Source organism: Synechococcus sp. HK05, assembly GCF_019104765.1.
In the GTDB taxonomy this organism is placed as follows: Bacteria; Cyanobacteriota; Cyanobacteriia; order PCC-6307; family Cyanobiaceae; genus Vulcanococcus.
On record NZ_JAHRXJ010000011.1, the window covers coordinates 43,935 to 62,715 of the forward strand.

An 18,781-nucleotide genomic window follows, 5' to 3' on the forward strand; every position below is an offset into this window, starting at 1 on the left:
CTAGCGCCCCGGCAACAGCGGCAATGGCTCTGGCCCCGCCTCATCGCCACCAATCATCAGATCACTGCCGGTGAAGTCGGCCCCGATCAACACGGCGCCCTCCAGTTGCAGCCCAGGGGTGAGGGCCTGAATTAAGACGGCATCGCGCAGGTTCGCCTGACGCAGATCCACATCACTGAGATCCGCATTGCTCAGCCAGCTCTCCTGCAGCAAGGCGCCGCGCAGATCGGCGCCGCTGAGATCAGCGCCCTCCAGATTGCTGCCGCGCAGATCGGCTCCCCGCAAATCGGCATCCCGCAGATCGATGCCATTGAGCAGCAGCCCACTCAGATCAGCTCCACGTAGATCGCAGCCGCGGCACTGCGACCACGGCGGTGAAACTGAGACCTGCGGGGCTGGGGCCCGATAGGGCTCAACTGCCAAGGGCTGGGCTGCAGCGGCGGCGGCTGGCGCCAGCAACAGGGCCGCTACAACCGGCTGGAGTGAGGAGGGGAGTCGCATCGGCCACGAACGGTCCTCTCTCCTTGATAGACACTTGCGCGAGTGGCCGCCACGCGAGCGGCCACAGCCGTGATCAAGCGGCGCTGAAGCCGCTCAGATACGGGAGGCGCGCCGCCGTCGCAGCCAGGGCATCGGCGTTGGCCAGCAACTGACCGGTGGCATCCCACTGGCCAGTCGCCAGCATCTGCTGCGGCCCCGCAGCCAACTCCAGGGGCCAGCTCTGGTTGCCGCTGCTCAAGCGGGCTTGCGCCACATCCACCTGGAAGGAAGCCGCTGGATCGGCTTCAGCAGCGGCCTGAATCGCCAGCATCGTGTCGTGATCAGCCACCAGGCAGGGGATGCCGAGGGCGAGGCAGTTGCCGTAGAAGATCTCGGCGAAGCTCTCGCCCACCACGGCGCGGATCCCCCAGCGCATCAGCGCCTGGGGGGCATGCTCACGGCTGGAGCCGCAGCCGAAGTTGCGGTTCACCAGCAGGATCGAGGCGCCCTGATGCTCCGGGCGATCGAAGGGGTGGGGCCCAGTGGCGCTGCCGGCTAATTCGGCGCGGTCGTCGGCGAAGGCGGCGGGACCGAGCTCATCAAAGGTGACGCACTTGAGGAAGCGGGCCGGGATGATCCGATCGGTATCGATGTCATCGCCGCGCACCACCACGGTGGTGCCGCTGACACGGCCGATCGGACCGGCGGGGAAGAGCGTGGAACTGGTCATCCGGATCAGGCGTTGAGGAGAGTGCGAACGTCGCTCACGCGGCCGTTGATGGCAGCGGCGGCCACCATCGCCGGACTCATCAGCAGGGTGCGGCCGCTGGCGGAACCCTGGCGGCCCTTGAAGTTGCGGTTGCTGGAGCTGGCGCTGATCTGCCGGCCTTCGAGGCGGTCGGGGTTCATCGCCAGACACATCGAGCAGCCGGGTTCACGCCACTCGAAACCAGCCGCGCGGAACACCTGATCGAGGCCTTCGGCCTCAGCCGCTGCAGCCACCTGCTCGCTGCCCGGCACCACAAACGCCTTGATCCCAGGCGCCACCTGACGGCCTTTGGCCACCGCCGCCGCCGCCTGCAGATCACTCAGGCGCCCGTTGGTGCAGCTGCCGATGAAGCACACATCCACCGGCGTACCGGCGATCGGGGTGCCGGGCTGCAGATCCATGTAGCGGTAGGCCTCCTCCGCCAGGGGACGCTCGTCGGGCGCGGTTTGCTCCAGGGTGGGCACGGTTTCATCCACACCGATGCCCTGGCCTGGCGTGATGCCCCAGGTGATGGTGGGGGCGATGGACGCGGCGTCGAAGCGCACCTCGTCGTCGAAGACGGCCTCTTCACCGCTGGCCAGGCTGCTCCACCAGGCCACCGCCTGCTCCCAGGCCTCACCGCTGGGGGCAAAGGGCCGGCCTTTCAGATAGTCGAACGTGACCTGATCGGGGTTCACGTAGCCGCAGCGGGCGCCGCCCTCGATCGCCATGTTGCAGAGGGTCATGCGTTCCTCCATCGAGAGCGCCTCAATGGCCGGGCCAGCGAATTCATAGGCAAAGCCCACGCCGCCCTTCACGCCGAGCGTGCGGATCACGTGCAGCACCAGATCCTTGGCGTACACGCCGTTCTGCAGCTGGCCGTCCACCCAGATACGGCGAACTTTGAGCTTGCCCATCGCCAGGCTCTGGCTGGCCAGCACATCGCGCACCTGGCTGGTGCCGATGCCGAAGGCAATCGCGCCGAAGGCGCCGTGAGTGGAGGTGTGGGAGTCGCCGCAGGCGACGGTCATGCCTGGCTGGGTGAGGCCCAGTTCGGGAGCGATCACGTGCACGATCCCCTGGCGGCCGCTGCCGATGCCGTGCAAGGTGATGCCGTGCTCGGCGCAGTTGGCCTCGAGCGTGGCGAGCATCTCCTCAGCCAACGGGTCGGCGAAGGGGCGTGCTTGGGAGGTGGTGGGCACGATGTGATCCACCGTGGCCACGGTGCGCTCGGGGTGGCGCACGCTCAGGCCCAGATCCTTGAGGCCGGCGAAAGCCTGCGGGCTGGTCACCTCATGGATGAGGTGCAGACCAATGAACAGCTGGGTGGAGCCGCCGGGCAGCTGGGCCACCTGATGCAGATCCCAAACCTTGTCGTAAAGGGTGCCGGAGCTCACGGCGCATCCACCAACGCAGCCCGCGAGCCTAGGGCGGAGAGCGATACCGGCCTGCTCAGCCCGCGAGCAACCGCAGGCGCAACCGGTTGAGGGCTTCGCCGGCGCTGAGGGTTTGAATCCAGGCCCGGCCGCGGCTCGTGCCGAAGCGCACTCCCTCGCTGCTGCAGCCATTCGGGCCAGCGACCGCCAGATGCACCAAGCCCACGGGTTTGGCATCGCTGCCGCCCCCTGGGCCAGCCACGCCCGTGATCGCCAGCGCCCAATCGGCCCCGGTGGCGCGCCGAGCCCCTTCCGCCATGGCCTGGGCCACCGGATCACTCACAGCGCCATGGGCCTCCAACAGACCCGGTCCAACCCCCAGAAGCCCCTCCTTCACGGCGTTGGCGTAGGCGATCACGCCCCCTAGAAACACATCCGAAGCGCCAGGCACCGCCGCCAGAGCAGCCCCCAGGCCTCCGCCTGTGCAACTCTCGGCCACCGCCAGGGTCTGGCCTCGCTGACGCAGCAGCTCAAGCACCACCAAAGCCAGGCTCGCGTCGTCCGCACCGAAACAGGCCGCCCCCGCCCGGGAGCGAATCTCCGCTTCCAGCGGCGCCAGCAAGGCCTCCGCTTCCGCGGTGGAGGCAGCCCGCGCCGTGATCCGCAGCTTCACCTCACCGGCACCGGCATAGGGCGCCACGGTGGGGTTGGAGCCCTCCAGCAGATCCGCCATCTGCTCGGCCAGGTTCGATTCGCCCACCCCCCAGAAGCGCAGCATCCGGCTGGCGAAGACGCCGTCGGCGAGCCCGGCGGCCGCCAGCCAGGGAGCAGCGGTGGCCTGCCACATCGCCCGCATCTCGCTGGGCACCCCCGGGAAGGTGAGGATCGTGAAATCCGGGCGCGGGCTCCAGATCATGCCGGGAGCCGTGCCGGTGGGATTGGGCAGCAGCGTGGCCCCCTCCGGCAGGAAGGCCTGGCGGCGGTTGCTGGCGGCGCAGGGGCGGCCGCGGGCAGCCAGACGGGCCTGAATCTCGGCCCACACCTGGGGATGCTCCACCAGGGGCGCCCCGAAGGCGGCGGCTATCGCCTCGGTGGTGAGGTCGTCGGGGGTGGGGCCGAGGCCGCCGGTGGTGAGCAACACGCGGCAACGCCCCGCCGCGGCCTGCAGCTCACTGATCAGGCGCTCGCGGTTGTCGCCCACCACGAGCTGGCGGTGATGGGGAATGCCCAGGGCGGCGAGCTGCTCGGCCATCCAGCGGGCGTTGCCGTTGGTGATGTTGCCCAGGAGTAGCTCGGTGCCGATGCAGAGGATTTCAGCGCTCATCCCCGGCCAGCTCGCGGTTGAGGCTGCGGCGGGCGGCGATCACCACCACGATCAGCACGGCGGTGGCCAGTCCCAGCCAGAGAAAGCGCAGTTCTGCATTGGCCAACACCAAGGCCAGGGCGGCCAGCCATTGGGTGAAGGCGTAGATCAGCACCACGGTGCGGCGGTGGCTGAAACCAGCGCGCAGCAGGCGGTGATGCAGATGGCGCCGATCCGGATAGAAGGGGGAATGGCCCTGGCTGAGGCGCCCCATGATCACGGCCGACATATCCGCCAGCGGCAGCGACAGGATCAACAGCGGCAGCAGCAGGCTCACGCTGGTGAGCCCTTTGGCCGGCCCCACGATGCTGATCGCCGCCAGGGCAAAACCAAGGAAGTAGGAACCGCCATCGCCCATGAAGATGCGAGCGGGGTTGAAGTTGTGGCGCAGAAAGCCCAGGCAGCTTCCGGCCAACGCTGCGGCAAGCAGCCCTGGGGCAGGCTGATTGAGGCTGTAGCTCACCGACAGCAGGCCCACCGCGGCGATCCCACTCACACCGGCGGCCAGGCCATCGAGGCCATCAAGCCAGTTGATCGCATTGGTGATGCCCACCAGCCAGATCACCGTGGCCAGCAAGCTGAGCCCATCGGGCAGCGGGATGGCGCCTGGCGGCCCGCCAAAGAGATGAAAGGGCAGATCGATCGCGCCGATCTGCACCCCTTGGCTCCACACCACCATCGCCACCAGCACCTGACCGCCGAGGCGGGGCAGCGGGGGCAAAGCAAAGAGGTCGTCGGCCAGGCCGATCACAAAAAAGCAGAGCGCCCCGGCAAGGGTGGTCCAAATCTGGCTATCGCGCTGGGGCGGCAGCTCCACGAAGCCACCCATCAGCCAGATCAAGGCCAGGGCGATCACAAACCCGCCAACAATGCCCACCCCGCCCAAGCGCACCATCGGGGTGGTGTGCTGCTTGCGGGAATCGGGCGGATCAATCAGGCCCCAGCGCAAGCCAGCGGCGCGCACGATGGGCACCAGCAGTGCGGTGCACACCGCCGCCATGCCGAACGCCAGAACAGCGGCGAGATCCGGCCGGCTGGAGATCATCGAGGGCGGTGCGCGGTCAGATGGGGGGCCGGGAAAAGGCCTGCCGAGCGGAGCTTAAGCGCCGTTCAGGCAGGCTGCAGCTCGCGTGTTTCGGCGTAGAGCGGGAAACGCTCACACAGGGCCGCCACGCGCCCGCGGCAGCGCTGCTCGATCGCAGCATCCTCGGGGTTGAGCAGGCGATCGGCGATCACATCGGCCACCTCGCGGAAGGCCGCCTCATCGAAGCCGCGGGTGGTGCAGGCGGCGGTGCCCAGGCGCAGGCCGCTGGTCACGAACGGCGACTGGGGATCGAAAGGCACGGTGTTCTTGTTGGCGGTGATGTGCACATCGCTCACCAGCAGATCGGCCACCTTGCCGGTCATGCCGATGCCGCGCAGATCGAGCAGCACGATGTGGTTATCGGTGCCGCCGCTCACCACGTCGATGCCGCGCTCCTGGATGCGGGCGGCGAGAGCCTGGGCGTTGGCCACCACCTGCTGGGCGTAGGCCTTGAAGGAGGGCTGCAGCGCTTCACCGAAGGCGACAGCCTTGGCGGCGATCACGTGCTCGAGCGGGCCGCCCTGGCTACCGGGGAACACAGCCTTATCGAACTGCTTGGCGAACTCAGCGTCGCGGCAGAGGATCAGGCCGCCGCGGGGGCCGCGCAGGGTCTTGTGGGTGGTGGTGGTCACCACATCGCACACGGGCACGGGGCTGGGGTGCACGCCAGCAGCCACCAGGCCGGCGATGTGGGCCATGTCGGCCAGCAGGTAGGCGCCCACTTCATCGGCGATGGAGCGGAAGGCCTCGAAGTTGATGGTGCGGGGGTAGGCGGAGTAGCCGCACACGATCAGCTTGGGCTTGTGCTCGAGCGCCAGCTGGCGGATCGTGTCGAAATTGAGCTGCTGGGTGGCCTCATCCACCCCGTAGTGCACCGCCTTGAACCACTTGCCGCTCACGTTCACAGGCGAGCCGTGGGTGAGGTGGCCGCCGTGGCTCAGATCCATGCCCAGGATCGTGTCCCCGGGCTGGAGCAGCGCCAGGAACACGGCGAAATTCGCTTGCGCACCACTGTGGGGCTGCACGTTGGCCCAAGCGGCACCGAAGAGCTCCTTGGCGCGCTCAATCGCCAGCTCCTCGATCGCATCCACGTGCTCACAGCCGCCGTAGTAGCGCTTGGAGGGCAGACCCTCGGCGTACTTGTTGGTGAGCACCGAGCCCTGGGCCTCCATCACGGCGCGGGAGGCGAAGTTCTCCGAAGCGATCAGCTCCAGGTGCGTCTGCTGCCGGTGCAGTTCCTTGCCGATCAGGGCTGCGATCGCGGGATCACCGGCCGCCAGCGACTGGTTCACGGCTGCTCCGGTGGACTCCGCCATGGCAGATCAAGGGGTGTGAGTGGCCCTGATCGTAAGAAACCGCAGCACTCAGCGCCCACCACCAGCCGACCATGGCCAGCAACCGAAGCGGGCACAAAAAAACCGCTCCCGGAGGAGCGGTTTGAACTTGAAAGGCGCGCCTGGAGAGATTCGAACTCCCGACCCTCTGATCCGTAGTCAGATGCTCTAATCCGCTGAGCTACAAGCGCCTTCGCCTGCCCTGACATTGTGCCCATACCGAGGGCCCACCCGTCAACAAACCCCCGCTTCCAAACCCCGATGCCGATCCGCTGGTACGGACCCGCCAACCCCGAAGACCCCACCTACCGGCACTTCAACCGGATCGTGAATCTGGTGCTGCACACCATGGTGTTTGCCGCGCTCAACAGCGGTCTGTGGTTCGTGCAGAACATGCGCCACCCCTTCAACCACCTGGCCTGGCTCACCGAGGCTTGGGCGCTTGTGCTGGTGGTGCAGCTGATCAGCGTGGTCGCCCAGCGGCCGCAGACGCCATCCTGAGGGCACCCCGCACCAGGCCGCGATGACCCTTTCCGCCAGCGAGATCCGGGATCTGCAACTGGAGATTGCCGATCGGCTCTACATCCAGATCGGCGGATGGCATCTCTACCTGGGCGATGCCGGCGTTGCGGAAGCCCTGGCGATCGAATGTGCCGCGCGGCTGGAACAAGGCGCCGGCGTGTGCGCACGCCAGGCCCTCGAAGCGGTGCAGGTACCCATCGGGGGCGGCAGCAGCAAACTGCCTCTGGCACGGCTCGTGCCGGCCGGCCAGCTGCAGGATCTCGAGGATCTGCTCGCCAATCGCGGTTAGGGTTGCGCATCCCGCTGCGGCCCTGTGCTGGTCATCGAGGTCACCAACGCTCGAGAGGTTGTGCGCCAGCGCATTGGCCCGCTGGGCAGCCGCCTGATCGGGAAAGTAGTGGACGCCGAGGCGCAGGTGGAGAAGGCACTGATGCAGGAGATGGAGACCGCCTTCCGCGACTTCGGCATCGAGGCCCGCATCTATTCCGTAGATGGTCCTGCCATGGTGGGGCGCAGCCACTTGGAAGTGCCGATCCACGTGCGCGAAGAGCGCGTGGTGGAGCTCTGAGGCACGGGCAGCACTTGTTTCAACGCTTCAAGGGCAGCCGGCGTGTGAGTTGCCCTGTGAGCTGACGGCTGATCTGAGTGGCCTCCGGCACACCAGCCCAGCTCGCGATCAGCCCATAGACCAGCAACCCAGCCGCCGCACAGAGGCCGCACTGCAGCACCAAGCCGATCAGATCGGTGGGCCAGGCGATCAGCACCGAGAGGCCGAAGCTGAGCCCGCCGGCCAGCAACGCCGCCACCAGCAGCAACAGGCTGTCGCGGGCCCAGGCGGCCAGAGGCAAGCCACCCAGCCGGCGCTGCAGAGCCAGCAGCAGCCCCAGGCAGGTGATCAAATTCACGCCCACGGTGGCCAGCACCAAACCCGGGGCACCGAAATTCAGGGCCGGCAGCTGCAAACCCCAGGGGGTGGGGCCACCCACCAGCAGCCAGTCGAAGAGGGCGTTGAGGCCGATGCCCGCCATCGAGAAGCGGAAGGGGGTGGTGCCATCGCCAAGGGCATAAAACACGCGCACCAACACATCGCGGCCCAGATAAGCGGGCATGCCCACGCCGTAGGCCATCAGCAGCCCGCCCACGAGGGCAGCGGCGCTGGCATTGAACGCACCTCGCTCGTAGATCAGCGCCACGATCGGCCCCGCCAGGGCCACCATCAACGCCCCCAGCGGAAGCATGGATGCATTGGAGAGCATCAGGCCTTGGCGGATGCGGCCGATCAGTTCAGGGCGATCCGCCGGGGCCGTGAGCCGCGCAAACACCGGCAGCAGCGGCACGAGCAGGGCATTGGATAGCAGGCCCAGGGGCGTCTGCACCAGCAGGTTGGCGTAGCCCAAACCCGCTGCCGCCCCCACGATGCCGGAGGCAAAGAACAGATCGGTGAACACGTTGATCTGCAACATGCCCGAGGAGAGGGTGGCCGGGCCCATCACCCGCAACACCTCCTGCACGCCGGGGTGCTTCCAGTCCCACACCAGCTGGAATTTGTGCAGCCCCTGGCGCGCCAGGGCTGGCAGCTGGATCAGCCACTGAAACACCGCGCCCAGCAGCGTGGTGCCCGCCAGCACGGCGCCACCAAGGAAGGCGTATTGCGGCAGCGCAATCGCGGAACCCAGGTGCAACCAGAGGATCCCCAGGCCGGCGATCACCGCCACGCTGGAGAGGAGCGGGCTCACCGAGGGCAACCAAAACTCATCCGCCGCATTGAGGGCGCCGAAACCCAGGCCGATCAGCCCGGCGAAGAGCGCCATCGGCGCCATCCAGCGCAGCTCCAGCACCGCAATGGCGTGGCGCTCCGCATCCAGGCCTGGGCCAACCAGATCGATCAGCGGATCGGCCGCCACGAACAACAGCAGCGTCACCACAATCAGGGCTGCCCCCACCAGGGTGTTGATGGCGGCGAGCACGTGGGCGCCCTCCTCCCGGGGCCGGCGCGAGAGGGCGCTCACCATGGCGCTGTGGAAGGGGCCATTGATGCCGCCCAGGAGGATCAGCAGAAAGCCCGGCAACACATAGGCATAGTTGTAGGCGTCGTAGGCGGCCCCCACCCCGAACGCTGCCGCAATCGCCTGTTGCCGCACCAGGCCCGCCAGCTTGCTCAGGGCCGTGGCCACCGCCACGATCAGGGCAATGCGCCGCAGGGAGCGGGCGGCGGCAGGGGCGGGGCTGGGCGGTTCGCTCATCCGGTGCGGCTTTGGGCCCAACTCGAGCGATTCTTGCCTGCAGAAGAAGCCTTGTCGTGATGCCGGTTGCCGCCGCACCCGAAGCCCAGCCAGTGTTGACGCTGGAGCCCCTGCAGGAGGGCGTGCTGCTCAAGCGCTACAAGCGTTTTCTCGCGGATGTGGAGCTCGATTCCGGCGACGTGGTCACCGCCCACTGCGCCAACACCGGCCCGATGACCGGGGTGCTGCACGTGGGCGGGCGCGTGCGGCTGCGCCATGCCCCCTCGCCCACCCGCAAGCTGGCCTGGACCTGGGAGCAGGCGCAGGTGCCCGGCACGGCTGGCGAGCCGGTGTGGGTGGGGATCAACACGGCCCTGCCCAACCGGCTGGTGCGCGCCACGATCGCGGCCGGCTGCCTGGAGCCCTGGCTGGGGCCGATCGCCAGCATCCGCGCTGAGGTGGCCTACGGCGCCAACCGCCGCAGCCGCATCGATTTGCTGCTCACCCCCGCCGAAGGCGCTGCCGACCCGCGCCCGATCTATGTGGAGGTGAAGAACACCACCTGGACCGACGGCGATCTGGCGCTCTTCCCAGACACCGTGACCGAGCGAGGCCAGAAACACCTCGAGGAGCTGATGGGCGTGCTGCCGGAGGCCCGCGCCGTGCTGGTGCCCTGCCTGAGCCGCGCCGATGTGAGCCGCTTCGCCCCCGGCGACAGCGCCGACCCGCGCTACGGGGAGCTTTTCCGTCAGGCCCTCGATGCCGGCGTGGAAGTGCTGCCCTGCCGCTATGGCTTCGATCACGAAGCCGTGCGCTGGCTGGGGGTGGTACCCGTGCAGCGCCAGAGCTGAGGCCAGGCCCCATAGAGTTGGCATCCCCCGTGCCCGCCGCCGTGGATACCCGCGCGTTCAAGCGATCCCTGCACCATTCGGATCGCTACAACCGCCGCGGCTTCGGCCTGGGCGAGGAAGTGGCGGGCAGCCTGGAGCAGGCGTATCAGAGCAACCTGATCGCCAGCCTGCGGGAGAACGGCTATCAGCTGCAGCACGGACGCTTGAGCGTGAAGCTCGCTGAGGCCTTCGGCTTCTGCTGGGGTGTGGAGCGTGCGGTGGCCATGGCCTACGAAACCCGGCGCCACTACCCCACCGAGCGGATCTGGATCACCAACGAAATCATCCACAACCCCTCGGTGAACGATCACCTGCGGGAGATGAACGTGCTGTTCATCCCCGTGGATGGCGGCGTGAAGGACTTCTCCGACGTCGCCAGCGGCGATGTGGTGATCCTGCCGGCCTTCGGCGCCACGGTGCAGGAGATGCAGCTGCTCAACGAGCGTGGCTGCCACATCGTGGACACCACCTGCCCCTGGGTGTCCAAGGTGTGGAACACCGTGGAGAAGCACAAGAAGCACGCGATCACCTCGATCATTCACGGCAAGGTGAAGCACGAGGAAACGCTGGCCACCAGCTCCTTTGCCGGCACCTATCTGGTGGTGCTCGATCTGGCGGAAGCCCAGCTGGTGTGCGATTACATCCTGGGTAAGGGCAATCGCGAGGCGTTCATGGCCCGGTTCGCCAAGGCCTGCTCCCCCGGCTTCGACCCCGACCGCGACCTCAGCCGGGTGGGCGTGGCCAACCAGACCACGATGCTCAAGAGCGAGACCGAGGAGATCGGCCGGCTGTTCGAGCGCACGATGCTGCAGCGCTTCGGCCCCACCGAACTTAACGACCACTTCGTGGCCTTCAACACCATCTGCGATGCCACCCAGGAGCGACAAGACGCGATGTTCGCTCTGGTGGATGAGCCGCTTGATCTGATGGTGGTGATCGGCGGGTACAACTCCTCCAACACAACTCACCTGCAGGAGATCGCGGTGAGCCGCGGCATCCGCTCCTTCCACATCGACACCCCCGAGCGCATCGGCCCCGGCAACCGCATCGAGCACAAGCCCCTGGGGGGCGAACTGGAGGTGGTGGAGCCCTTCCTGCCGGAGGGCACGCTGCGGGTGGGCATCACCTCCGGCGCCTCCACACCGGATCGGGTGGTGGAAGACGTGATCAGCCGCCTGATGGATCTGGCCGACGCCTGATCGGGCTGTCACAGCGACTGCAATCCAGGCCGCAGCCGGGCTTTACATTGTCTCAACATTCACTGGTTCAGGCCCGGGGAGAACCGACCGCGTTGATCTCATCGGTGACCAACCCCCTGCCTGAATCGAGCGAGCTGCTGCAGCCATCACTGCGCCACAGCCACGATGGCCGGGTGCGCTGTTACAGCAGCCAGTTCGCCGACCTGATGGAGATGCGGGCTCCGGCGCAGCTGGTGGGGGCTTACCTCGATCGCCACGAGGGCTGGTTCCGCCGCTGCGCCGCGCCGATGCAGGTGAACGCCTTGGGCCGCAACGGTTACGTGCTCACCCTGGGCCGCTTCGGCAACTTCGGGTTCGAGGTGGAACCCACCATCGGCCTGGAGCTGCTGCCGCAAAGCGCCGGCGTCTATCGGATCTGCACCGTGCCGCCTGAGCAATTCCAACCGGGCCTGCGCGACCTCTACGACGTGGAATTCAACGCCGCGCTGCGGCTCGAGGAGCAATCCGCCGATGCGCCGCTCACAGAGGTGCGTTGGGAGCTCGATCTGAGTGTGTGGATCAAGCTGCCCTCGGTGATCGGCCTGCTGCCGGAATCGCTGGTGCAGAGCAGCGGCGATCACCTGCTGCGCCAAATCGTGCGCCAGATCTCCCGCAAGCTCACCTGGAAGGTGCAGGAAGACTTCCACGCCACCCACAACCTGGAATGCCCGCCGCGGCGGCGGGCCCAGTTCTGAAGGGGTCGCCGATCAGGCGGGGCGGTTTTCCCAGATCTTGTTCACGATCTGCATGCCGGTCACGGCCTGCCAGAGGAACAGGGTGACCACGCCCATGTTCAGACCCACGTGGATCTTGCGGGCGATCAGGTTGCCCTGCTGCATCAAGGGGGAGAGCGCTGCGGCCACCACGAGCATGCTGCTCATGGCGATGCCCACCAGCAGGTGCGGCCCCACGAACAGCTTGCCGTTGTTGAGGTAGGTGACGGCCATGCCACCGAAGGTGCCGAGCACCATCACCGCCAGCACGGCACTGCCGTAGAGGTAATGGCGCTTGGCGAACTGCCCTTTGATCAGGGTCTTGCGGGTTTCGGCGTCAGCAGTGCGGGTTTTCTTGGCCTTGATGCCGAGAAACATTGCGTAGCCACTCAGGGCCAGCAGCGCCCACATCGCCAGGGGATGCAGGAAGTTGAGGTTGAACGCGAGGCTCTCGGGCATGGGAGCGAGCTGGGATCAGCGCAGTGGGGCGAAGCTAGGGCAGAGGCGTCAGCCTCAGTGCAGGAAATGGCGGCGGCCGGTGGTCACCATGGCCAGGCCGAGCTCATCGCAGGCGGCGATCGAATCGGCATCGCGCACGCTGCCGCCGGGCTGGATCACCGCCGTGATGCCGTACTCAGCGGCCAAACGCACGGTGTCGTCGAAGGGGAAGAAGCCGTCGCTGGCCAGCACGGCGCCCTTGGCCTTCTCGCCGGCGGTTTCCAGGGCAATGCGGGCCGAACCCACACGGTTCATCTGGCCGGCGCCAATGCCAAGGCTCTGGCCGCCCTTGGCCACGGTGATCGCGTTGGAGCGCACATGGCGAACCAAACGCCAGGCAAAGCGCAGATCCTCCAGCTCCTGAGCCGTGGGCTGGCGCTGGCTCACCACCTGCCACACGCTTTCATCCACGGGCTGATCGTCGAGCTCCTGCACGAGCACACCGCCGAGCACGCTGCGCAGCTGCTGGCGGCTGGCGCGCGCGATCGCGGCCGGGTCGAGCTCCAGCAGGCGCAGGTTGGGCTTGGCCGAAAGCAGCTCCCGGGCCGCCGGCTCGAACACCGGTGCCACCACACACTCCAGGAACAGGCTGGTGAGGTGGCCGGCGGTGGCGGCATCCACCGGGCCATTGATCGCCACGATGCCGCCAAAGGCCGACACGCGATCGGCATCGAGGGCTCGCTCCAGAGCGTTGGCACTGCCGCTACCGGTGGCCACACCGCAGGGATTGGTGTGCTTCACCACCACCGCTGCCGGCTGGAAGGCATTGCCGCCGGCGGGCTGGCCGCCGTAGCCGAACTCGCGCACGGTGGCGAGGGCGGCTTCCAAATCGAGGATGTTGTTGTAGCTAAGCTCCTTGCCCTGCAGCTGCTCGCCGGCGCCGAGTCCAGCGCCGGGCTGGGCGTACCAGGTGGCGCTCTGGTGCGGGTTTTCGCCGTAGCGCAGGCTCTGGCGGGCCGGCAGGTTGAGCGTGAGCTGCTCGGCCGTGGCCTCCTCCTGGCTGAGCTGACTGGCGAGCCAGGCGCTGATGGCGGTGTCGTACTCAGCGGTGTGGCTGTAGGCCTCGAGGGCCAGCCGGCGGCGCAGGGCCTCACTGAGGGCACCGGCAGCAAGGGCCTCCAGGAAGGCGGGGTATTGGCTGGGGCTGGTGAGCACCGCCACGTCGGCGTGGTTTTTGGCAGCGGCGCGCACCATGGCCGGGCCGCCGATGTCGATGTTTTCAATCGCCAGATCCCAGCTCACATCCGGGCGGGCGATGGTTTCGCGGAAGGGATAGAGGTTTACCACCACCACATCGATGGTGGCGATGCCCTGGGCCTCGAGATCAGCCTGGTGGGAAGGCTCTGAGCGCTTGGCGAGGATGCCGCCGTGGATGCGGGGGTGCAGGGTTTTCACCCGGCCGCCCAGGATTTCGGGGGCGCCGGTGTGCTCGGCCACTTTGGTCACGGGCAAACCCGCTGCCGCCAGCGCCGCGGCCGTGCCGCCACTGGAGATCAGCTGGTAGCCGGCGGCCAGCAGTCCTTCAGCCAGGGGCACCAGGCCGTCCTTGTTCGACACGCTGAGCAGGGCCGTGGGCGCCATGGCTGTTGAGTGGAGGCAGAAGGCCCAACCTACGCAGCAGCTGCGCACCCCTCCCATGACTGGCTCCAGCTCCGATGCCCTCCAGCTCGGCCCCAGCGAAGCCCAACAGCGCCTGGTGCTGTTGCACGGCTGGGGCGCCGATGCCGACGACCTGCTCGACCTGGGTTCCCTGCTGGTGGGGCCAGAAGTGAGTGTGGTGGCGCTGCGAGCGCCGGAGCCCCATCCCTATGGGGTCGGTCGCCAGTGGTATGGCCTCCAGCCGATCGATTGGACCCAACTACCGGCCGCCCGGGAAGCGCTGCGGCAACGGCTCACGGCTCTCGCCAGCAGCGTGCCTCTGGCCAGCACGGTGCTGCTCGGGTTTTCCCAGGGTGGCGCCATGGCCCTGGATGTGGGCAGCCGGTTGCCCCTGGCGGGGATCGTGGCCTGCAGCGGCTACCCCCACGAGGGCTGGGAACCAAGCACGGGTATGGCGCCGGTGCTGCTCAGCCACGGCCGGGAGGATCCCGTGGTGCCCTTCGCCGCCAGCCAAACGGTGCTGGAGCGCCTGCAAGCCGGTGGTCAACGCGCCGAGCTCCTGGCGTTTGAAGGCGGCCACACGATTGATCAAACGGTGCTGCCAGCGATCGGCACCTTCGTGCGCCAGCAGCTGACGTAAAAAAAAGCCGACCCATCAGGGCCGGCTTGGCGCGCAAACGCTGTTGGTTCAACCGGTGATCAACACCGATCAAACGAAGGCGTATTCGTACTCTTCCATTTCTTCCCAGTCGTCGGAAGCCATGGCTTCCAGGCCAGCGAAGAGCGTGTCTTCACCAATGCGGTCGACGATCTCGCGCAGGGAGGGGAAGAGGAAATGGTTTTCTTCGGCGTACTGGGCGCTGAACAGACCCTTCTCGCCCCAGAAGAAGCGATCGGTGGTGTGCTCATTGCGACGCACGTTCAGGATCGCGGGAGGCACAATGCTGCCTTCAGCGATATAACGACGGGCAGCGGTAACGGGCTTGTACTCGCCGGTTTCGAGGTTATGGGTGGCCACGTGAGCGAGAACCCGCTGGCCGGCCAGGCGGCGGCGGCTGATGCGCTTGCGCTTCTTGGACATGGAGCTAAGCCCGGTGGGGCAGGGTGGATGGAACGGACGATGAGGACCGACCGCGCGAGCGGAGACCTCGGCAACGCCCATACACCTGCAGTCCTGGTGGGCGGCACGAAGGCACCGCTCCGATCAGCAGAGGACGCAACATCCACTGCTGTAGCCTTGATTGCAGCAAGATGCAACCAGTGCCGGATGGGCCGATCGCCGCGCCGCCCGAGCCCGGACTGCGAGGTATTGGTCGATACCGAGAATCTTAAGACTTTTTCCCGGATTTCCAACACGGTTGGCAAATTTTCTGTTGGGCATGCCCTCTGAGCGGCCCTGAGTCCACCCCAGTTCCCGCTCAGATGCAGGTCTCCAAGCGGTTTCTGGCGCTGCTCGAGCAGCAGCTGGCCCAATTCACGGATCGGCCCGATCTGCTGGCGCTGGTGGTGTATGTGGCCGTGCCGGAGCCCAGCGGCCAACCCTCGCTGGTCGCGATCGGCCACTGGCCCCAATCCCTGGCCCTGAGCGAGCGGGCTGGAGAACGCCGCAATCGGCCAGCAGAAGCGGGCCGCCGCTGGCTAGCACTGCGCGACGACACGATGCTGCTCGGCGCCCTGCGGGTGGATGCCGATCGCTGGCCCTGGCCCGAAAGCCTGAGTGAGCGCCTGGAGGCCACGGCCCGCTGCCTCACCGAAGCGCTGCGGCTGGATCTGGAGCAGCAGCGGTTGGGCCGTGAGCTCAGCCAACGCGACGACCAGTTGCGGCTGCTGGTGCATCAACTTCGCAATCCCTTGGCGGCACTGCGCACCTTTGGCCAACTGCTGCGCCGGCGCCTCGATGGCGATACCCGCAATCTCTCTCTTGTGGACAGCCTGCTGGGGGAACAGCGCCAGATCAGCCGCTACGTGGAGGCGATCGACCACCTCAGCGAGGCGCCCGCCCTTGTGAGCGGCGAGGCCAGCACACCGCTGCTGCTGCCGCCCGCCCTCAACCAGGGCAGCCCGCAAAGCCTTGAGCAGATCCTCACCCCCCTGTTGGAGCGAGCGGCCGCCACCGCCAACCTGCAGGGGCGGCCCTGGCAGGCCCCCACCACCCTGCCCAGCTGGGAGGGCGAGGGCAGCGCCCTCAGCGAGATCCTGGCCAATCTGCTGGAGAACGCCTTCCGCTACAGCTGCAGCGGTGGCGCCATCGGCGTGGCCTGCCACCAGGGAGATCAGCTGGAGCTGAGCGTGTGGGACAGCGGCCCGCCGATCCCTGAAGCAGAGCGTGAGCGCATCTTTGCCAAGGGGGTGAGGGGCAGCAGCGGCGCCAACCTGCAAGGCAGCGGCCTGGGCCTAGCTCTGGCCCGCGATCTGGCCCGCAGCCTCGGCGGCGAGCTCGAGCTGGTGGTGCCGGCCAGCCAACTCAACCCCCAGCTGCCCGCAGCGGGCAACGCCTTTCGGCTCACCCTGCCGCGCTCAGCCGCCAGCTGAGCAAGCCCATCAGCAGCAGGCTCCAACTCACCGTCCATTCCACGCAGGCGCCGTAGCTATCGCCGCTGTGACCGCCGAGTCGCCGGCCCAGCTCCAGCGGCACGAGCACCGCCGGCAGCACCCCCAACCAACCCAACCACCACCAAGGCCCCGCCCCCAAGCCGACGGCAAGGGCGGTGAGTGCCCCCAGCAGCAGCAGCGCAGGCGCCAGCTCAGCCCACCAACCCTGCCAGTGGCGGCGATGGAACGCGGCGGTGCCGCTGCCGGGTTCTCGCAGGTAAGGAAACAACGGCATGGCCACCAACGGCGCAATTCGCCCCCACACCGCGGCCCATACCAACGCCCAGGGCGCCCCGGCTGCCAACAACGCCAACCCGCCGATCCGCACCAACAGCAGCTGCAGCAAGGCCTGCACGCCACTGGCCCCCACGCGGCTGTCGTCCATCGCCTCCAGGCGGCGCTGCGGCCCCGCCGCCAGGCCATCGGCCGTATCCATCGCGCCATCAAGGTGCAGGCCGCCGCTGAGCGCACTGCCCAGGGCGAGCACCAACGCCAGCTGCGCCACAAGCCCAGCTCCAGCCAGGCCCTGCCACAGCGCGGCTTCCAGGCCACCGATCACCAGAGCCACCCAGGGCGCAAAACGGGCGATGCGCTCAAACCGCGGTGTGATCCCCGGCGGCAGCGGCAACACGCTGTAGAAGATCCAGGAGCCGGCCAGATCACCCAGCCAGGCGGCGCGTAACGGGGCCTTGGCCACGGCCAGCAACGATGGGATCAGCCAATCCTGCTGCCTCGCTGGTGTTCGCGTTCGAGATCACGGCCCACTGCCCGAACACCCGCGCCCGCTGCGGCTGCTTCCACACGCCCCACGGCGTGGTGCACACGCCGCGGTTCATGCCGGTGGGCACCCTGGCCACGGTGAAGGGGGTCACCCCGGCCCAGCTCAAGGCCACCGGCGCCGAGATGGTGCTCTCCAACACCTTCCACCTGCACCTGCAGCCGGGCGAGCAGATCGTGGCCGACGGCGGCGGCCTGCACCGCTTCATGGCCTGGGACGGGCCGATGCTCACCGATTCCGGCGGCTTCCAGGTGTTCAGCCTGGGCGACATCAACACGATCAACGACCGGGGCGTGGTGTTTCGCTCGCCTCGTGATGGCGCCCGCATCGACCTCACGCCGGAGCGCTCGATGGCGATCCAGATGACCCTGGGCGCTGATGTGGCGATGGCCTTCGACCAGTGCCCGCCGTATCCGGCCACAGAAGCCGAGGTGGCCGCCGCCTGCCGCCGCACCCACGCCTGGCTGGAGCGCTGCATCAGCAGCCACACCAAGGCCGATCAGGCCCTGTTCGGCATCGTGCAGGGGGGCTGCTTCCCGCATCTGCGCGAAGAATCGGCGCGTGTGGTGAGCTCCATGGGCCTGCCGGGCATCGCCGTGGGCGGCGTGAGCGTGGGTGAACCCGCCGAGGAGATGCACCGGATCGTGCGCCAAGTGGGACCGCTGCTGCCGGAGGACAAACCCCACTACTTAATGGGTGTGGGCACGCTGCCGGAGATGGCGATCGCCGTGGCCAACGGCTTCGATCTCTTTGATTGTGTGCTGCCCACCCGCCTAGGGCGCCACGGCGCAGCCCTGGTGGGTGGCGAACGCTGGAACCTCAAAAACGCCCGTTTCCGCCACGACCACACGCCCCTTGATCCGAGCTGCAGCTGCCCGGCCTGCACGGTGCACAGCCGCGCCTATCTGCACCACCTGATCAAGACCGACGAACTCCTGGGCAAGATCCTGCTGAGCCTGCACAACATCACCCAGCTGGTGCGCTTCAGCAGCGCCATGGCCCAAGCCATCCGCGACGGTTGTTTTGCAGAGGATTTCGCTCCTTGGGAACCCGACTCCCCTGCCGCACACACGTGGTAGCGTCCGCCTCTAGCCAACGAAGATTCCGGGATGGCCGCCTACGCCCTGCAGACCCTGGCCCAGCTGCCCGAGGCCTATCAGGCCTTCGCGCCCCTGGTTGACATCCTGCCAATCATCCCCCTCTTCTTCCTGCTGCTGGCCTTTGTGTGGCAAGCCTCAGTGGGCTTCCGCTGAACCTCAATCCTTGATCTAGCGGCGACGCCGCGCAGGCAAGAGATTTGGCGGCAGGGGCCTTGCTCCTGCCGCTTTTTTGCGCGATGGCGCC

General features: G+C 67.6%; 21 protein-coding genes and 1 tRNA gene. 10 read left to right on the forward strand and 12 right to left on the reverse strand.

Going from position 1 to position 18,781, the window contains the following annotated elements:
* The 7 genes from KUL97_RS09700 to KUL97_RS09730 form a co-directional block, all read right to left on the reverse strand.
* Complete coding sequence (locus tag KUL97_RS09700; RefSeq protein ID WP_217796801.1) at positions 1 to 501, reverse strand: pentapeptide repeat-containing protein; 501 nt, start codon at positions 499 to 501, stop codon at positions 1 to 3.
* A gap of 73 nt (positions 502 to 574) precedes the next feature.
* Positions 575 to 1,210, reverse strand: coding sequence for a 3-isopropylmalate dehydratase small subunit (locus KUL97_RS09705; protein WP_217796802.1), 636 nt, complete (start codon positions 1,208 to 1,210; stop codon positions 575 to 577).
* Positions 1,211 to 1,215: 5 nt separating this feature from the next.
* Complete coding sequence (leuC, locus tag KUL97_RS09710) at positions 1,216 to 2,625, reverse strand: 3-isopropylmalate dehydratase large subunit (protein WP_217796803.1); 1,410 nt, start codon at positions 2,623 to 2,625, stop codon at positions 1,216 to 1,218.
* Between the two features lie 55 nt (positions 2,626 to 2,680).
* Positions 2,681 to 3,928 carry a competence/damage-inducible protein A gene (locus tag KUL97_RS09715; protein ID WP_217796804.1) on the reverse strand — a complete coding sequence of 416 codons (1,248 nt, stop codon included), beginning with the start codon at positions 3,926 to 3,928 and terminating at the stop codon, positions 2,681 to 2,683.
* A complete protein-coding gene (locus KUL97_RS09720) occupies positions 3,918 to 5,012 on the reverse strand; it encodes a glycosyltransferase family 4 protein (RefSeq protein ID WP_217796805.1) in 1,095 nt (364 codons plus the stop codon). Before KUL97_RS09720 ends, KUL97_RS09715 begins: the two co-directional genes overlap by 11 nt.
* Positions 5,013 to 5,077: 65 nt before the next feature.
* Positions 5,078 to 6,367, reverse strand: a complete 1,290-nt coding sequence (gene glyA / locus KUL97_RS09725; RefSeq protein WP_254896405.1) for a serine hydroxymethyltransferase — start codon at positions 6,365 to 6,367, stop codon at positions 5,078 to 5,080.
* A 135-nt stretch (positions 6,368 to 6,502) separates the two neighbouring features.
* Positions 6,503 to 6,576, reverse strand: a tRNA-Arg gene (locus KUL97_RS09730).
* A gap of 70 nt (positions 6,577 to 6,646) precedes the next feature.
* Here KUL97_RS09730 and KUL97_RS09735 point away from each other — a divergent pair.
* From KUL97_RS09735 to KUL97_RS09745, 3 genes are read left to right on the forward strand one after another with little or no spacing between them, the layout of a single operon-like run.
* Positions 6,647 to 6,886: a hypothetical protein gene (locus KUL97_RS09735; RefSeq protein WP_217796806.1), complete on the forward strand. Its 240-nt coding sequence runs from the start codon at positions 6,647 to 6,649 to the stop codon at positions 6,884 to 6,886.
* 22 nt (positions 6,887 to 6,908) lie between these two features.
* Positions 6,909 to 7,196, forward strand: coding sequence for a DUF3181 family protein (locus KUL97_RS09740; RefSeq protein WP_217796807.1), 288 nt, complete (start codon positions 6,909 to 6,911; stop codon positions 7,194 to 7,196).
* A gap of 24 nt (positions 7,197 to 7,220) precedes the next feature.
* Complete coding sequence (locus KUL97_RS09745; protein ID WP_214338542.1) at positions 7,221 to 7,475, forward strand: cytochrome-c oxidase; 255 nt, start codon at positions 7,221 to 7,223, stop codon at positions 7,473 to 7,475.
* Positions 7,476 to 7,494: 19 nt separating this feature from the next.
* Here KUL97_RS09745 and murJ read toward each other — a convergent pair whose 3' ends face one another.
* The gene (gene murJ, locus KUL97_RS09750) at positions 7,495 to 9,150 is read right to left on the reverse strand and encodes a murein biosynthesis integral membrane protein MurJ (RefSeq protein ID WP_217796808.1); all 1,656 of its coding nucleotides are present in this window, start codon (positions 9,148 to 9,150) and stop codon (positions 7,495 to 7,497) included.
* 59 nt (positions 9,151 to 9,209) lie between these two features.
* On the opposite strand from murJ, the gene sfsA reads away from it, so the two are divergent.
* From sfsA to KUL97_RS09765, 3 genes are all read left to right on the forward strand, one after another.
* Positions 9,210 to 9,980 carry a DNA/RNA nuclease SfsA gene (sfsA, locus tag KUL97_RS09755; RefSeq protein WP_217796809.1) on the forward strand — a complete coding sequence of 257 codons (771 nt, stop codon included), beginning with the start codon at positions 9,210 to 9,212 and terminating at the stop codon, positions 9,978 to 9,980.
* Positions 9,981 to 10,021: 41 nt separating this feature from the next.
* Positions 10,022 to 11,218 carry a 4-hydroxy-3-methylbut-2-enyl diphosphate reductase gene (locus tag KUL97_RS09760; RefSeq protein ID WP_217797287.1) on the forward strand — a complete coding sequence of 399 codons (1,197 nt, stop codon included), beginning with the start codon at positions 10,022 to 10,024 and terminating at the stop codon, positions 11,216 to 11,218.
* Between the two features lie 92 nt (positions 11,219 to 11,310).
* On the forward strand, positions 11,311 to 11,952 hold the full coding sequence (locus KUL97_RS09765; protein ID WP_217796810.1) for a DUF1997 domain-containing protein: 642 nt from the start codon (positions 11,311 to 11,313) through the stop codon (positions 11,950 to 11,952).
* Positions 11,953 to 11,964: 12 nt separating this feature from the next.
* Here KUL97_RS09765 and KUL97_RS09770 read toward each other — a convergent pair whose 3' ends face one another.
* The gene (locus KUL97_RS09770) at positions 11,965 to 12,429 is read right to left on the reverse strand and encodes a DUF4079 domain-containing protein (RefSeq protein ID WP_217796811.1); all 465 of its coding nucleotides are present in this window, start codon (positions 12,427 to 12,429) and stop codon (positions 11,965 to 11,967) included.
* A 54-nt stretch (positions 12,430 to 12,483) separates the two neighbouring features.
* Positions 12,484 to 14,049: a bifunctional phosphoribosylaminoimidazolecarboxamide formyltransferase/IMP cyclohydrolase gene (gene purH / locus KUL97_RS09775; protein WP_217796812.1), complete on the reverse strand. Its 1,566-nt coding sequence runs from the start codon at positions 14,047 to 14,049 to the stop codon at positions 12,484 to 12,486.
* Between the two features lie 55 nt (positions 14,050 to 14,104).
* On the opposite strand from purH, the gene KUL97_RS09780 reads away from it, so the two are divergent.
* Positions 14,105 to 14,707: an alpha/beta hydrolase gene (locus KUL97_RS09780; RefSeq protein ID WP_217796813.1), complete on the forward strand. Its 603-nt coding sequence runs from the start codon at positions 14,105 to 14,107 to the stop codon at positions 14,705 to 14,707.
* A 69-nt stretch (positions 14,708 to 14,776) separates the two neighbouring features.
* Here the strand turns inward: KUL97_RS09780 and KUL97_RS09785 are convergent, their stop codons facing one another.
* Complete coding sequence (locus tag KUL97_RS09785) at positions 14,777 to 15,148, reverse strand: DUF3155 domain-containing protein (protein WP_217796814.1); 372 nt, start codon at positions 15,146 to 15,148, stop codon at positions 14,777 to 14,779.
* A 341-nt stretch (positions 15,149 to 15,489) separates the two neighbouring features.
* Here KUL97_RS09785 and KUL97_RS09790 point away from each other — a divergent pair, with 341 nt between their 5' ends.
* Positions 15,490 to 16,599 (forward strand): sensor histidine kinase KdpD, encoded by a 1,110-nt coding sequence (locus KUL97_RS09790; RefSeq protein ID WP_217796815.1) that lies wholly within the window; start codon positions 15,490 to 15,492, stop codon positions 16,597 to 16,599.
* On the opposite strand, the gene KUL97_RS09795 is transcribed toward KUL97_RS09790, so the two are convergent.
* A complete protein-coding gene (locus KUL97_RS09795) occupies positions 16,571 to 17,365 on the reverse strand; it encodes an adenosylcobinamide-GDP ribazoletransferase (RefSeq protein WP_217796816.1) in 795 nt (264 codons plus the stop codon). The genes KUL97_RS09790 and KUL97_RS09795 overlap by 29 nt on opposite strands.
* A gap of 32 nt (positions 17,366 to 17,397) precedes the next feature.
* Between KUL97_RS09795 and tgt the strand changes: the two genes are divergently transcribed.
* Both tgt and KUL97_RS09805 read left to right on the forward strand, forming a co-directional pair.
* Positions 17,398 to 18,516, forward strand: coding sequence for a tRNA guanosine(34) transglycosylase Tgt (gene tgt / locus KUL97_RS09800; protein WP_217796817.1), 1,119 nt, complete (start codon positions 17,398 to 17,400; stop codon positions 18,514 to 18,516).
* 30 nt (positions 18,517 to 18,546) lie between these two features.
* Positions 18,547 to 18,690 (forward strand): photosystem II reaction center protein K, encoded by a 144-nt coding sequence (locus KUL97_RS09805; RefSeq protein WP_010312123.1) that lies wholly within the window; start codon positions 18,547 to 18,549, stop codon positions 18,688 to 18,690.
* Positions 18,691 to 18,781: the final 91 nt, after the last annotated feature.